This window comes from Streptomyces abyssomicinicus (assembly GCF_008974245.1).
Lineage (GTDB): Bacteria > Actinomycetota > Actinomycetes > Streptomycetales > Streptomycetaceae > Streptomyces > Streptomyces abyssomicinicus.
This window is the reverse complement of sequence record NZ_BBZI01000009.1, coordinates 135,280-149,850: the sequence shown is the minus strand read 5'-3', so window position 1 is coordinate 149,850 and position 14,571 is coordinate 135,280. Positions and strand designations below refer to the sequence as shown.

The following is a 14,571-nucleotide window of genomic DNA, read 5'->3' as shown; positions in this document are numbered from 1 at the left end:
GGGGCGCGGTGGGGACGGGGCGGGGCGGGGTGAGGCGAGGTGAGGTCACACGGTGTGGGTGTCCGCCACGGCCAGCGCGGCGTCCAGCGCGGCCAGCCCCTCCTTGAGCTCGCTCTCGGTGATCGTGCACGGCGGCGCCACGTGCGTCCGGTTCATGTTCACGAACGGCCACAGCCCGTTGGCCTTGGCCGCCGCGGCGAAGGCGGCCATCGGCGCGTTGTCCTCCCCGGTCGCGTTGTACGGCACCAGCGGCTCACGGGTCGCGCGGTCGCGGACCAGCTCCACGGCCCAGAACATGCCGACGCCGCGCACCTCGCCCACCGAGGGGTGCCGCTCCGCCAGCTCCCGCAGCCCGGGGCCCAGGACGTCGGCGCCCAGCCGCGCGGCGTTCTCCACGATGCCCTCCTCCTCCATCACCCGGATCGTCGCGACGGCCGCCGCGCAGGCCAGCGGGTGACCGGAGTAGGTGAGGCCGCCGGGGTAGGGGCGGCGCGCGAAGGTCTCGGCGATCTTCGCCGAGATCGCCACGCCGCCCAGCGGCACGTAACCGGAGTTGACGCCCTTGGCGAAGGTCATCAGGTCGGGCACCACGTCGAACAGGTCGGCGGCGAACCAGGTGCCGGTACGGCCGAAGCCGGCCATCACCTCGTCCAGGACGAACACGATCCCGTACCGGTCGCAGATCTCCCGGACACCCTGGAGGTAGCCCGGCGGCGGCACCATGATCCCCGCGCCGCCGGGGACCGACTCCAGGATCACCGCGGCGATCGTCGCCGGGCCCTCGAAGGCGATGGTGGTCTCCAGGTGCTCCAGCGCCCGGGCGCACTCCTGCTCCTCGTTCTCCGCGTAGAAGCGGGACCGGTAGAGGAACGGGGCCCAGAAGCGCGCCACGCCGGCCTGCCCGGTGTCGGAGGCCCAGCGGCGCGGGTCGCCGGTCACGTTCACCGTCTGCTGGGTGCCGCCGTGGTACGAGCGGTAGGCGGAGAGGACCTTGTGGCGGCCGGTGTGCAGGCGCGCCATCCGGATCGCGTGCTCGACGGCCTCGGCGCCCGCGTTGGTGAAGAAGATCTTGTCGAGGTCCCCGGGGGTGCGCTCGGCGATCAGCCGGGCAGCCTCCGAGCGGGCCTCCACGGCGAACGCGGGGGCGAACGTGGCGAGCTTCCCGGCCTGCTCCTGGATCGCGGCGACCACCTTGGGGTGCTGGTAGCCGATGTTGGTGAAGACCAGCCCGCTGGAGAAGTCCAGGTACCGCCTGCCGTCGTAGTCCCAGAAGTACGACCCCTCCGCGCCTGCCACGGCGAGCGGGTCGATGAGTTCCTGCGCGGACCAGGAGTGGAAGACGTGGGCACGGTCCGCGGCCTTGACGGCGGCGCCGGTCTCGGGGTCGGGCTGGGGGGTGTGCGGCGTCGTGGAGGTCATGCGGCAGAGCGTAGATCCACTGCGCCGGGCGGCGACAGGGCCGTCGACCGGGCGGCGTGGTGCCGTCGGTCCTGTTGCGCGGGCGTGCCCGGCCCGTGGCACGGCCGGGCAGAACCGCGGTTACCCTTCGGAATCACGAGCTGTCGGGGGCCGCGGGGCGCGGTGTCCGGTCCGGGGAGGGCGACGGCGATGGAGATGCTGGGTGCGGGCGACCCGGAGCGGATCGGGGCGTACCGGCTGCTGGCGCGGCTGGGCGCCGGCGGCATGGGGCGGGTGTACCTGGCACGGTCCGACCGGGGCCGCACGGTGGCCGTGAAGCTGGTGCGGGCGGAGCTCGCCGAGCGCGAGGAGTTCCGCGCCAGGTTCCGCCAGGAGGTGCGGGCGGCCCGGCGGGTCGGCGGGGACTGGACGGCGCCGGTGCTGGACGCCGACACCGAGGCCGCGGTGCCGTGGGTGGCCACCGGATACGTGGCGGGGCCGTCGCTGGAGCGGGTGGTCGGCCGGGACCACGGAGCGCTCCCGGAGCGGACGGTGCGGATCCTGGCGGCCGGACTGGCGCGGGCGCTGTGCGACATCCACGGGGCGGGGCTGGTGCACCGGGACCTCAAGCCGTCCAACGTGCTGATCACCATCGACGGGCCCCGGGTGATCGACTTCGGGATCGCGCGGGCGCTGGAGAGCGCGGACGACAGCGGGCTGACCCGGGCCGGCGCGGTGGTCGGGTCGCCCGGTTTCATGGCGCCGGAACAGGTCCGGGGCGAGCGGGTCACGGCGGCGGTGGACGTCTTCAGCCTGGGCTCGGTGCTGGCCTACGCGTCCACCGGGCGGCTCCCGTTCGGTGACGGGGCGGGCGGTGCGCACGCCCTGATGTACCGCATAGCCCAGGACGAGCCCGACCTCACGGACGTCCCCGAGGGGCTGTCCGGCCTGATAGGCGCCTGCCTCCGCAAGGACGCGGCGGCGCGGCCCTCGCTCGACGACGTGCTGCGGGAGGTGGCCGCCGGGCACGCGACGCTCGCGGGCGGGCGCACCCGCGACCCGTGGCTCCCGGCGGCGCTGGTCGCGCAGCTCGGCCGCCACGCGGCGGGGCTGCTGGACGTGGAGGACCCCGGGCCGCGGGCGGACCAGCTCCCCACGGTGGTGACGGGCCCGGGCGCACCGCCCCCGGCCGTGGCCCCCTCCCCGCCGGGTGCTGGCGCGCCTGTTCCTTCTGCGCCGGGTGCCGCCGGGCCGGATTCCGCCGCGCCCGTTCCTTCGGCACTGGGTGTTGCTGGGCCCACTCCTTCTGGGCCGGGTGCCGCCGGGCCGGGTGCCGCCGGGCCGCGTGCTGCCGGGCCGGGTTCCGCCGCGCCGGGTTCTGGCGCGCCTGTTCCTGGCGCGCCGGATGTGGTCGCACCGGAGTCCGGCGGGTCTGCTGCTTCTGCGCCGGGTGCAGCTGTGCCGGGTTCCGCCGGGCCGGGGCCCGGCGTGCCTGTTGCTTCGGCGCCGGGTGCTGCCGTGCCGGGGCCCGCCTGGCCTGCTCCTCCCGTGCCGGGTGCCGCGCCGGGTCCGGTGCCTGGGGCTCTCCCGCCGGGTGTCGCCGCGCCTGGGGGTGCGGCCCCGGACCCTTCGGTGCCGGCTGCCGCGCTCGGGTCTGCCGCACCTTGGGCTCCCGCGCCGGGTTCCGCCGTCCCGGGCCCTCCGGGATGGGGGACCGCCGCGCCCGGGGCACACCCGCCCGCGGCGTACGCGCCCGGCCCGTACGGTTCCGTGCCGGGCCTCACGGTGGTGGACGGCACCCCTCCGCCGGACCGCGACCGCAACGGCGGCGGCGCGCGGACCGCGGTGATCGTCGCGGCGGCCACGCTGGCCGTCGCGCTGGTCGCGGGAGGCGCGGTGTACGGCCTGATGCGCGGCGACGACCACCGGTCCCAGGGCGACCGGGGCACCGGGACCTCGGCCTCGGACTCCGCCTCCCGCTCCCCGTCGCCCTCCGCCTCCCGCACCGCTCCGGTACCGGCGGAGACCGGCGAGGCGACGCCGCCGCCGGGGGAGGGCGCGGTGCCGGAGACGCTCCTGGGCGACTGGAGCGCGGTGATCGAGAACGCGTCCGGGTCCAACCCGCGCCACATGACCCTGAGCCAGGGCGAGGTGGGCGACCCCGTGCTCCGGCTGGTGGCCGAAGGGCCGCTGGCGGGGACGTCGTCCTCCTACCGCTGCGTCTTCGAGGCCGACCTCGTCGAGGCGACGGGCGACGGGAGAGGCCTCCGTCTCGGTCCGTCCCGCGTCGTCGACGGCGCCCCCCTCAGCTCCTGTTCCCCGGGCGAGGCCTCCACGCTCACCCTCACCGCCGACGGCTCCCTCAACCGCAGCATGACCACCGGCGACACCCTCACCTACCACCGCTGAGCACCCTCCTGCGGGCGCGGGGCGGCGCCGTACGCGGCGAGCGGTCCGCGGCGTGCGCGGGCCCGGCCGGGCGGGCAGAGCTCAGGCCCCGCGGAGCGTGCCGTCACGTGCGCGCGTGCGCCCCGCGCCCACCCGTGCCGCCCTCGGCGGCACGGGTGCCCGCAGCCGGCCGCGACAGGCCGGGGCGCTCACCAGGGCCGGGCCGCTCACCGGGGCTCCGGCGGCCGCTGCCGCGGCATGTTCGGGCGGGCCGTGGCCAGGGAGAACCGCCCGGCGCCGCCCGCCGGCAGCGCCGCCTCCGCGCGGCCCCCATCGGCGATCCCCCGCGCCGCCGCGGGCACGTCACCCCGCCGGAACTCGCCCATCCAGTCCGCCGTCTCCGCCCGCACCAGTTCCGTCACGTCCTCGGAGAACCGCCGCAGCACCCCCAGGCACCGCTCCGCCGCCTCACCGGCCGTGCCCTCCGTGGGGCCCAGCACCTCGCGCACGTTCTCCGACGCCCAGTCGAACTGCAGCGCCTGCAGCCGCCGCTGCACCGCCTGCGCGGTGGCCATGTCCCGCATCCACCCCGAGGTCACCCCGAAGAACCGGTCGGCGCCCACGCAGGCCAGGGAGAACAGCAGCGACAGGTACCCCCACGGCGCCGCCCCGTCGACGACCTCGGCGAGGTCCAGCAGCGGCAGGCCCCCGGCCAGCACCGCGCCCGTCGCCGCCCCGCCCCGCAGGGCCCGGGCCGCGCGGCGCTTCCAGACCCGGTCGGCGAGGTACCAGGCGGAGGTCTCCAGCGCGCACCGCTCGACCCACCGGTACAGCTCGTCCAGCCGCCGGGCCGGCACGTCCCAGTCCCCCTGGGGGAACGGCCGTCCCAGCAGGTCCCCCGGCAGCCCGGGGCCGCCGCCCGCCCGGCCGCCGCCGGACCGTCCGAGGGCGGCCCGCGCCCCGGCCGCCGCGGTCGTGCCGCGGAGCCGCCCGCCGGCCCCCGGCCGTCCGCCCGAGCCCGACGGCCCCTCGGACCGCCCGCCCTCACGCGACGGCGACGACGGCGGCTCCTCGGACCCGCTCTCCGGCATCTCCGGCTGACTCACCCGGCCACTCCCCAACAACCCGTCCATCGATCACTGCGACCCACCGCGCCCGGGCCGGTGCGCTCGCCGGGACGGCCCCTTCGGACCGCCCCGGCGTCACGCGCCGGCCCGCACCCGCCCCCACGGCCCGGGTCGCCACCGGCCGCCGCCCGGTACGCTCCGTAACTCCGTGGTCACGTGGCGTGCTCCGGTGTCGGCAACCTTCCTACCCCCCAACGAGTGGTGCAGGCACCGGTTTGAAACCGGTAACCCCCCGGAAGTGGCCCGTCATCAGGTGGAGGACCGCCGACACGCTCACCCGAAAGTGTGACGGCGCGCCCTCCGCGTCGACCGCGTAGGCTCATTCAGGAGGGGTGAATCTTTCCGCCCGCTCAGGACAGACGTGTCGTTGGCGTGTGTCGTACGACCACAAGAGCAACGCGAGGACGACGCACACCGCGCACACCATGCACGTAGCCGACAAGCCCAGCGAGTTCAGGGAGCTGAATCGTGTTTCCCGGTGGTGGCCAGCCCAACATGCAGCAGCTGCTCCAGCAGGCCCAGAAGATGCAGCAGGATCTGGCCCGCGCCCAGGAGGAGCTGGCGAACACGGAGGTCGAGGGGCAGGCCGGCGGCGGCCTGGTCCGGGCCACGGTCACCGGCTCCGGTGAGCTGCGCGCCCTGGTGATCGACCCGAAGGCGGTGGACCCGGAGGACACCGAGACCCTCGCCGATCTGGTGGTCGCCGCGGTGAAGGCCGCCAACGACAACGCCCAGCAGCTCCAGTCACAGAAGCTGGGCCCGCTGGCGGACGGTCTGGGCGGCGGCAGCGGTATTCCCGGTCTGCCTTTCTGACCCGGTCGGCGGCGACTACGGTACGCAGGGAAGGCGGCTCCACCGGGAGCCCCGAGGAAGGCAGGCAGGGCGTTGTACGAGGGCGTGGTCCAGGACCTGATCGACGAACTGGGGAGACTCCCCGGCGTCGGTCCCAAGAGCGCGCAGCGCATCGCCTTCCACATCCTGCAGGCCGAGCCCACGGACGTCCGCCGTCTCGCCCAGGCCCTGATGGAGGTCAAGGCCAAGGTCCGCTTCTGCGTCACCTGCGGGAACGTCGCGCAGGAGGAGCAGTGCGCGGTCTGCCGTGACCCCCGCCGCGACCCTTCCGTCATCTGCGTGGTGGAGGAGCCGAAGGACGTGGTGGCGATCGAGCGGACCCGTGAGTTCCGCGGCCGGTACCACGTCCTGGGCGGCGCCATCAGCCCCATCGAGGGCGTCGGCCCCGACGACCTGCGGATCCGCGAGCTGCTCGCGCGGCTCGCCGACGGCAGCGTCACCGAACTGATCCTCGCCACCGACCCCAACCTGGAGGGCGAGGCCACGGCGACGTACCTCGCCCGGATGATCAAGCCCATGGGCCTCAGGGTCACCCGCCTGGCCAGCGGCCTCCCGGTGGGCGGCGACCTGGAATACGCGGACGAGGTCACCCTCGGCCGCGCCTTCGAGGGGAGACGACTCCTAGATGTCTGACGCGACGCTGCACTCCACCGCACTGGATCCCGGCGACTTCGCGGTCCAGATCGCCGACCAGATCGAGAGCTTCCTGGTCGCGGTCACCGAGGTCGCCCGGGGCGACGAACCGGACTCGGCGGTCCCGTTCCTCCTGCTGGAGGTCTCCCAGCTGCTGCTGGCCGGCGGCCGTCTCGGCGCGCACGAGGACATCGTGCCGGACGAGCCCTACGAGCCCGACATGGGCCCGGAGCCGGACGTGGACGAGCTGCGCGAGCGGCTGGCCACGATGCTGGAGCCGGTCGACGTCTACTCCGAGGTCTTCGACCCGTACCAGCCGCGGCGCGCGCCGGTGCCGGCCAGGATCTCCGACGACCTCGCCGGAGTCATCACCGACCTGCGGCACGGCATGGCCCACTACCGCGAGGGCCGGGTGTCCGAGGCGCTGTGGTGGTGGCAGTTCTCCTACCTCTCCAACTGGGGCGCGATGGCCTCCGGGGCCCTGCGGGCGCTCCAGTCCGTCGTGGCGCACGTCCGGCTCAACCAGCCCCTGGAGGCGCTGGACGGCCTGGACACCGACGAGCACCTCGAGGAGGAGGCGCTGGCGGAGGCCGCGGGCGAGGTCATGGTCCAGGAGATCGCCGGTCCGCTGGGCCTGCGCCGCGTGAAGTAGGCCGCCGCGGCCGGCCGAGTGAGCGCGTAGAGCCTGCTCAGGGGTTTACCGTCACCCGTTCGGGGGAGGTGCGCCTCGGCCGGGGTGGTGCGGGAGCCGCCCCGGTCGCCTGCGGGCGGCCGTACGCGAAGCAGTACGCAAAAAGGACATCTCATCATCCGGTTGACCGGATGGGATTTTCAGCCGCTCGTTAGACTGAATCGACCGCCGCACACCTGTGCGCGCGGAGAGAAACGAAGCGAGCGAGGAGCGCACGTGGGCCTTGTCGTGCAGAAGTACGGAGGCTCCTCCGTAGCCGATGCCGAAGGCATCAAGCGCGTCGCCAAGCGGATCGTGGAGACGAAGAAGAGCGGCAACCAGGTGGTTGTCGTCGTCTCGGCGATGGGCGACACGACGGACGAGCTGATCGATCTCGCCGAGCAGGTGTCACCGATCCCTGCCGGGCGCGAGCTCGACATGCTGCTGACCTCCGGAGAGCGGATCTCCATGGCCCTGCTGGCCATGGCGATCAAAAGCCTGGGCCAGGAGGCCCAGAGCTTCACCGGCAGCCAGGCGGGTGTCATCACCGACTCGGTCCACAACAAGGCGCGCATCATCGATGTCACGCCGGGGCGCATCCAGGCCTCCGTGGACGAGGGCAACGTCGCGATCGTCGCCGGTTTCCAGGGCGTCAGCCTGGACACCAAGGACATCACCACCCTCGGCCGCGGCGGCTCCGACACCACCGCCGTCGCCCTCGCCGCCGCGCTGAACGCGGACGTCTGCGAGATCTACACCGACGTGGACGGCGTGTTCACCGCCGACCCGCGCGTGGTGAAGAAGGCCCGGAAGCTCGACTGGATCTCCTTCGGCGACATGCTGGAGCTGGCCTCCTCCGGGTCCAAGGTGCTGCTCCACCGGTGTGTGGAGTACGCCCGCCGTTACAACATCCCGATCCACGTGCGGTCGTCCTTCAGCGGGCTGCCCGGCACCTGGGTCAGCAACGAGCCGTTCGTCCAGACGACGCAGCAGCAAGGGGAGCAGCAGGTGGAGCAGGCGCTCATCTCCGGTGTCGCCCATGACACCTCCGAGGCCAAGGTCACGGTCGTCGGCGTGCCCGACAAGCCGGGCGAGGCCGCCGCGATCTTCCGCGCGATCTCCGACGCGGAGATCAACATCGACATGATCGTGCAGAACGTCTCCGCGGCCTCCACGGGCCTGACGGACATCTCCTTCACGCTCCCGAAGTCCGACGGCCCCAAGGCCATCGAGGCGCTGGAGAAGGCGCGCACCGCGATCGCCTTCGACTCCCTGCGCTACGACGACCAGATCGCCAAGATCTCGCTCGTCGGCGCCGGCATGAAGACCAACCCGGGCGTCACCGCCGACTTCTTCGACGCGCTCAGCCGGGCCGGCGTCAACATCGAGCTGATCTCCACCTCGGAGATCCGCATCTCGGTGGTCACCCGCGCCGACGTGGTCAACGCCGCGGTGCGCGCCGTGCACAGCGCCTTCGGCCTCGACTCCGACAGCGACGAGGCCGTCGTCTACGGCGGCACCGGGCGCTGACGGGACCCGTTCGGTGACCCGTGGTGGACGGGCCGTGGAAGCGGCCTTCCCGCGGTGGAACTGAGAGCCCCCTCCTCCTCGTCCTTCCGGGCGGGGAAGAGGGGGTTCTTCCATGTCGACTCCGTGCCGACGGCGCGAAGATTCCCCTGGCCAGGGGGCGTTCGCTTTATATGATCGGGGTCGGACGTGTGCGGGGCCCCCCGAAGGCACTTGCCGGGGCCCCGGCCTCCGTCCGAAGATTCTCCTTCCCCCTCCGGTTACTCATGGAGCGGGAGCCGGGTGCGGTTCACGGGGACGCCGCGCTCTCCCGCTGTGAGGACGGTCGGGGCGGTGGGGGACGGTCGAGGACGTGAGGGGAAGAGCGGGGCGATGGAAAGTTTCGGGAAGCGGTCGACGAGGGCGTACAACCCTCACGGGGGCCGGGGCGTCCAACGGGCGTGGCAGACGTTCTCGACTTCCCAGCGGCGGCGCGTGGCGCCGGCCCGCGCCCTTACCGCCGGCCCGCCAGACCCGGCGGTACGCCGGGTGGCATGCCGGTGATCGCGCCCATGCCGTCGGCGCGCCGAGCACGTGTCCCCGCCCCCAGGAAGGGGGACGGCGGAGCCCTGCCGTCGCCCGCCGCCGGAACCGAGGCGGCGGCCCAGGCCGGCACCACGGTCGACCACCTGACCGCGACCTACCGGGAGCACTACCGTTCGCTGCTGCGCCTCGCCGCGCTGCTCCTGGACGACACCGCCTCCTGCGAGGACGTGGTGCAGGAGGCGTTCATCCGCGTCCACTCGGCGCGCCGCAGGGTGCGTGACCCCGAGAAGACGCTCGCCTACCTGCGCCAGACGGTCGTCAACCTCTCCCGTTCCGCGCTGCGCCGCCGCATCCTCGGCCTGAAGCTGCTGTCGAAGCCGATGCCCGACATGGCGAGCGCCGAGGAGGGCGCCTACGACCAGCTGGAGCGCGACTCCCTCATCAAGGCGATGAAGGGGCTGCAGCGCCGTCAGCGCGAGGTCCTGGTGCTGCGGTACTTCTCCGACATGACCGAGGCCCAGGTCGCCGAGACGCTGGGCATATCCGTCGGCTCGGTGAAGGCCTACGGATCGCGCGGCATCGCCGCCCTGCGGGTCGCGATGGGAGCGACCGCATGACCGGACCCGAGGGCATACCGGGGTCCGGTTCCGGCCGTTCACGGCCGTCCCGGGCCCGCAGGACCCGCCACTCCTGGCATCCTGTGCTACCGGAGGACGCCGAACAGCCGGCCGGCCAGAGCCACTTCAGCCCGCACGAACCGCATGGTGGGAACGAACCTGTGAACGAACGCCCCGACGAACAGAGCCTCGGGTCCGGGCTCGGTCCGGACGAGGCGGAGCTGCGGCGCCTGCTGCACCAGGCCGTCGACGACCTCCAGCCCAGGGACGACACCCTCGACTACCTCCGGCAGGCGGTGCCCGCGCGGCGGGCCCGCAAGCGCCAGGCACTGGTCGGCGTGGCCGCGGCGGCGCTCTTCGCCGGCACCGCCCTCCCCACCGCCCTGCACGTGTCCTCGGCGGGCTCCGCCGAGGACGTGCGGGCCGGCAGCGTGGCGGGCCGCACCGAGGCGCAGGGCGGCCAGGGCGACGACGTGGGCGCCGGCGCCGCCGGCGGGTTCGGCAGGGAACTGCCCGGCCTGCCCGGTGTGACCGAGGACGCCGACGCGAAGGGCTCCGGCTCCGAGGGGGCCAAGGACGGGGACAAGGCGGTCACCCCGGCCGGAGCGCCCGCCTGTACGGCGGGACAGCTGACGGTCTCGGGCACCGAGGTCGCCACGGCCGCCCAGGACGGCAGCGTCGCGGGCGTGTTCCGGATCTACAACTCGTCGATCGCGGGCTGCGCGGTGAGCGACCCGGGCACCGTCTCGGCCACCGCCCAGGGCGCGGCCGACCCGGCCCGGATCGTCGTGACCCGGCAGGACGCCGACCAGGAGGTCGACCGGCTGCTGCTCGGTCCGGGCGCGACCTACGAGATCCGCTTCACCTGGGTGCCGTCCGCCTCCTGTCCCACCGGCAGCGACCCGTCCGTTCCGCCGACGTCGGGCGGTACGGACGGCGGCAGCCCGACGGGCGGCGGCGATGGGAGCACCACCACGCCCCCCGCCACGGAGGGCACCACCGGGGAGAAGGGAACCGGCCCCACGGGCGGCGAGACCACCGCGGACGGTGTGACGACGCAGCTGGGCATCGCGCAGACGAGCACCGACGGCAGCGTGGCCGTGACCTACCGCCCGCAGGGCGCGGACGGCGCCGGCACGCCGGCCACGGTCACCGTCTCCGGGGCCTGCGCGGGCACCGTCCACCGGACGGGCATCCTCGCGGGCGCGTGACACCGGGCCCCGGCCCGGGGGCCGGGAGCCGGGCGATGCCCCGGGTTCCGGGCGGGTCAGGGCCGGTGTCCTGGGCTCCGGGCGGGCCGTGTCGGTGTCCCGGGTTTCGGGCGGGTCAGGATCGGTGTCCTGGGCTCCGGGCAGGCAGGGCGGGTGTCCCGGGTTCCGGGCGGGTCAGGATCGGTGACCGGCCGGGCGGGGCGGGGCCTGTCGCGGGACCCGGGCGGGTCGAGGCCGACCCCGGATCGATCCTCGCGTGCGTCTGACACCGGGTCACGGCCTGGCGGGGGACCGGGCGGGGGACCGGGCGGGGTCCAGGATTCGGACGGTCGGGGCCGGTGTCCCGGGGCCTGGAGGGTCGGGGGCGCTCTCGGGGCCCGGGCGGTCAGGCCCGGAGACCGGAGCCGGGCCGAAGCAGGGGCCGGGCCGCCCAAGGCGCCGCGGGAGTCACCTGGGACGGGGCAGGGAACCGGGCCTCAGGAAGCGGCGGGAGCGGACTCCCGCCGCTCCGGCGTCTCCGGGAGGACCTCCGCGGCCTCGCCGTCGCCGCCGGCCGGGGCGCTGCCGTCGCCGTCCTCGGGCAGGATGCCCAGCTCGGCGTCGCGGGCGAACTCCACCTCACGCCGCAGCAGCCGGAACCACATGAAGACCACGAAGCCGGCGAAGACGAACCACTCGCCGGTGTAGCCGAGGTTCTGGAACGCCTTCAGGTCCAGCCCGCTGTCCGGCGCGGCCGCCGGCGGCACCGCCTTCATCCCCGCGTCGCCCTCGTTGAGCGTGACCCAGGCGTCGTGCACCTCGTACGGCACCAGGTTCACCAGCGACGCGGCACTGATCGCGCCGGTCTGCCCCGAGGGCAGCCCGCCCGCGGCGGGCACGCCGTTCTGGCCGGGCACCTCGGAGACCTGCAGCGCCCCCGTCACCGTTACCTCGCCCGCCGGCGGAGCCGGCACGGCCGCCGGATCGGGGTCCCCGGGCAGCCACCCGCGCACCACCGGCAGCGCCTTGCCGTCGTCGGCGCGGAGCATGGTCAGCACGTAGTAACCGCGCCGCTCGTCCACCTCGCGGTCCGGCACCAGCAGCTGCTCCGCGTACCGGCCGGTGACGGTGGCCTGGTCGCCGACCGTCTCCTTGTCCACGGGCAGCAGCTCGTCCAGCGGACGCGCGGTGCTCGGATCGGCCTCGCGGTCCTCGGCGGCGCGCGCCGTGGCGTCACGGTGGCCGTCGACCCGGGTCTCGAACCGGTCCAGCTGCCATGTCCCCATGAACACGCAGAACGGCACGGCGAGCAGCAGGAAGACGTTGATCCCCCACCAGCGGGGCGTCAGCAGAAACCGGTACACGCCGTCCACGGTACCGGTGCGCCCATTGGCCCCACCCTCCGCCCTCCGCGCCGCCGGCCCACCGCCGCCCGAGGGGGAAGGGCAGGAGGGCATGTACCTGGCGGGAGTTGTCCACAGGCGGGGGCGGAAGGCCGCACGTCACCCGCCGAGCAGGCACCATGGGGCCATGACTGACAGCAACGGGCCGGCCGACGCGCCGACGAGGACGACGCCGCAGACCATGCCGGCGTGGGAGAAGCGATTCAGGGCCCCCCGGGTGTCCCTGCCCGACTGGGCGGAGGACGCCCCGGACCGCTCCCTGTTCGTCTCCAACGCGACAGGAACCTACGAGCTGTACGCCTGGGACCGCGCGACCGGCACCCAGCGCCAGGTCACCGACCGCCCCAACGGCACCACCGACGGCGTGCTGACCCCGGACGGCGCCTCCATCTGGTGGTTCGACGACACCGACGGCGACGAGTTCGGCGTCTGGCGCCGCCAGCCCTTCCAGGGCGGCCCCGACGAGGAGGCCGTCCCCGGCCTGGAGCCCTCCTACCCCGCCGGTCTCGCCCTCGGCAGGGACGGCCGCACCGCCGTCGTCGGCCGCTCCGTCGACGAGGAAGGCACCACCGTCCACCTCGCCCGCACCGGCGAGGAGACGGTCGAGATCTACCACCACGCCGAGTCCGCCGGCGTCGGCGACCTCTCCCACGACGGCTCGCTGATCGCCATCGAGCACACCGAGCACGGCGACGCCATGCACTCCGCCCTGCGCGTGCTGCGCCCCGACGGCACCACCGTCGCGGAGCTCGACGACACCAAGGGCGGCACCGTGGAGCTGGGCCTGGAGGTCCTCGGCTTCGCCCCGGTCGACGGCGACACCCGTCTCCTGGTCGGCCACCAGCGCCGTGGCCGCTGGGAGCCCATGGTCTGGGACGTCGCCACCGGCGAGGAGACCGACCTGGCCCTGGAGCTGCCCGGCGACGTCAGCGCCGAGTGGTACCCGGACGGCTCCGGCCTGCTGATCGCGCACAGCTTCGAGGCCCGCAGCGAGCTGTTCCGCCACGACCTGGCGACCCGCTCCCTCCTGGAGATCGCCACCCCGCCCGGCACCGTCTCCGGAGCCACCGCCCGCCCCGACGGCAGCGTCGAGTACCTGTGGTCCTCCGCCGCCGAGCCGCCGGCGGTGCGCTCCACCTCCGGACGTGTGGTGCTGGACCCGCCCGGCATGAAGGCGCCGGCGTCGGTGCCGGTGGAGGACGTCTGGGTGGAGGGCCCCGGCGGCCGCATCCACGCCCTGGTGCAGAAGCCGGCCGGCGCGAGCGGCCCGCTGCCCACCGTCTTCGAGATCCACGGCGGTCCCACCTGGCACGACAGCGACTCCTTCGCCGCCGGCCCGGCCGCCTGGGTGGACCACGGGTACGCGGTGGTCCGGGTCAACTACCGCGGCTCCACCGGCTACGGCCGGGAGTGGACGGACGCCCTCAAGCACCGGGTCGGCCTGATCGAGCTGGAGGACATCGCCGCGGTCCGAGCGTGGGCGGTCTCCTCCGGTCTCGCCGACCCGCGCCGCCTGGTCCTCACCGGTGGCTCTTGGGGCGGCTACCTCACCCTCCTCGGCCTGGGCACCCAGCCGGAGGCGTGGGCCCTGGGCATCGCCGCCGTCCCGGTCGCCGACTACGTGACGGCGTACCACGACGAGATGGAGGCCCTGAAGGCGATGGACCGCACCCTCCTGGGCGGCACCCCGGAGGAGGTCCCGGAGCGCTTCGAGGCGTCCTCCCCGATCACCTACGTGGACCAGGTGAAGGCGCCGGTGTACCTCTCCGCGGGGGTCAACGACCCGCGGTGCCCGATCCGGCAGGTCGAGAACTACGTCAAGCGCCTGGAGGCGCGCGGCGCGGTCCACGAGGTCTACCGCTACGACGCGGGCCACGGCTCCCTGGTGGTCGACGAGCGCATCAAGCAGGTCCGGCTGGAGCTGGACTTCGCGGCGCGGTACCTGCCGGCGGCGGACTGACCGGCCCGGACGGATCGGCCCGGACGGTCTGGCCCGGGTGGTCCGGCCCGGTCCGGTCCGGTCGACCGACCGGTCGCCGGGAGACGACCGGCCGGTCGCCGGCCGCCCGGCAGAACGCCCGTCTGCCGGGCGGGGGGACGGCCTTCGCCGCCCTCCCGCCCGGCGGGCCGTCATGATCCGTTTTCTCCCCATCTGCGACTGTGGGTAGCGGTCAGGGACGCATAGGTATACGGAAGGTCACGATTCCTTCACTCTCCGATGCGTCAACGCCCCCGGGGTGG

11 protein-coding genes are annotated in these 14,571 nt (G+C 74.4%); 8 read left to right on the top strand and 3 right to left on the bottom strand.

The window, feature by feature from the left end; all coding sequences use genetic code 11:
* Positions 1 to 45: 45 nt before the first annotated feature.
* On the bottom strand, positions 46 to 1,419 hold the full coding sequence (locus GBN72_RS21090; RefSeq protein WP_151773444.1) for an aspartate aminotransferase family protein: 1,374 nt from the start codon (positions 1,417 to 1,419) through the stop codon (positions 46 to 48).
* 189 nt (positions 1,420 to 1,608) lie between these two features.
* On the opposite strand from GBN72_RS21090, the gene GBN72_RS21085 reads away from it, so the two are divergent.
* Positions 1,609 to 3,807: a serine/threonine-protein kinase gene (locus GBN72_RS21085; protein ID WP_151773443.1), complete on the top strand. Its 2,199-nt coding sequence runs from the start codon at positions 1,609 to 1,611 to the stop codon at positions 3,805 to 3,807.
* A gap of 206 nt (positions 3,808 to 4,013) precedes the next feature.
* Here GBN72_RS21085 and GBN72_RS21080 read toward each other — a convergent pair whose 3' ends face one another.
* Positions 4,014 to 4,892 (bottom strand): SLATT domain-containing protein, encoded by an 879-nt coding sequence (locus GBN72_RS21080; RefSeq protein ID WP_246212724.1) that lies wholly within the window; start codon positions 4,890 to 4,892, stop codon positions 4,014 to 4,016.
* A 489-nt stretch (positions 4,893 to 5,381) separates the two neighbouring features.
* Between GBN72_RS21080 and GBN72_RS21075 the strand changes: the two genes are divergently transcribed.
* The 6 genes from GBN72_RS21075 to GBN72_RS21050 all read left to right on the top strand — a co-directional run bounded on the left by GBN72_RS21075 (position 5,382) and on the right by GBN72_RS21050 (position 10,948).
* A complete protein-coding gene (locus GBN72_RS21075) occupies positions 5,382 to 5,726 on the top strand; it encodes a YbaB/EbfC family nucleoid-associated protein (protein WP_151773442.1) in 345 nt (114 codons plus the stop codon).
* A 72-nt stretch (positions 5,727 to 5,798) separates the two neighbouring features.
* Entirely contained in the window at positions 5,799 to 6,398 is a 600-nt protein-coding gene (gene recR, locus GBN72_RS21070; RefSeq protein WP_151773441.1) for a recombination mediator RecR, read from the top strand.
* The gene (locus GBN72_RS21065) at positions 6,391 to 7,050 is read left to right on the top strand and encodes a DUF5063 domain-containing protein (protein ID WP_151773440.1); all 660 of its coding nucleotides are present in this window, start codon (positions 6,391 to 6,393) and stop codon (positions 7,048 to 7,050) included. The genes recR and GBN72_RS21065 overlap by 8 nt, the downstream gene beginning before the upstream one ends.
* A 255-nt stretch (positions 7,051 to 7,305) precedes the next feature.
* On the top strand, positions 7,306 to 8,598 hold the full coding sequence (locus tag GBN72_RS21060) for an aspartate kinase (RefSeq protein WP_151773439.1): 1,293 nt from the start codon (positions 7,306 to 7,308) through the stop codon (positions 8,596 to 8,598).
* A 437-nt stretch (positions 8,599 to 9,035) separates the two neighbouring features.
* Positions 9,036 to 9,737, top strand: a complete 702-nt coding sequence (locus GBN72_RS21055) for a SigE family RNA polymerase sigma factor (RefSeq protein WP_151773438.1) — start codon at positions 9,036 to 9,038, stop codon at positions 9,735 to 9,737.
* Positions 9,738 to 9,898: 161 nt separating this feature from the next.
* Positions 9,899 to 10,948: a hypothetical protein gene (locus GBN72_RS21050; protein WP_246212721.1), complete on the top strand. Its 1,050-nt coding sequence runs from the start codon at positions 9,899 to 9,901 to the stop codon at positions 10,946 to 10,948.
* Positions 10,949 to 11,424: 476 nt separating this feature from the next.
* On the opposite strand, the gene GBN72_RS21045 is transcribed toward GBN72_RS21050, so the two are convergent.
* On the bottom strand, positions 11,425 to 12,291 hold the full coding sequence (locus tag GBN72_RS21045; RefSeq protein ID WP_246212719.1) for an SURF1 family protein: 867 nt from the start codon (positions 12,289 to 12,291) through the stop codon (positions 11,425 to 11,427).
* A gap of 166 nt (positions 12,292 to 12,457) precedes the next feature.
* Here GBN72_RS21045 and GBN72_RS21040 point away from each other — a divergent pair, with 166 nt between their 5' ends.
* Positions 12,458 to 14,290, top strand: coding sequence for a S9 family peptidase (locus GBN72_RS21040; protein WP_151773436.1), 1,833 nt, complete (start codon positions 12,458 to 12,460; stop codon positions 14,288 to 14,290).
* Positions 14,291 to 14,571 lie beyond the last annotated feature (281 nt).

Coding starts and splice junctions, on each gene's coding strand:
- GBN72_RS21065 (WP_151773440.1), top strand. CDS start 6,391: ATGTCTGACGCGACGCTGCACTCCACCGCACTGGATCCCGGCGACTTC.
- GBN72_RS21090 (WP_151773444.1), bottom strand. CDS start 1,419: ATGACCTCCACGACGCCGCACACCCCCCAGCCCGACCCCGAGACCGGC.
- GBN72_RS21040 (WP_151773436.1), top strand. CDS start 12,458: ATGACTGACAGCAACGGGCCGGCCGACGCGCCGACGAGGACGACGCCG.
- GBN72_RS21085 (WP_151773443.1), top strand. CDS start 1,609: ATGGAGATGCTGGGTGCGGGCGACCCGGAGCGGATCGGGGCGTACCGG.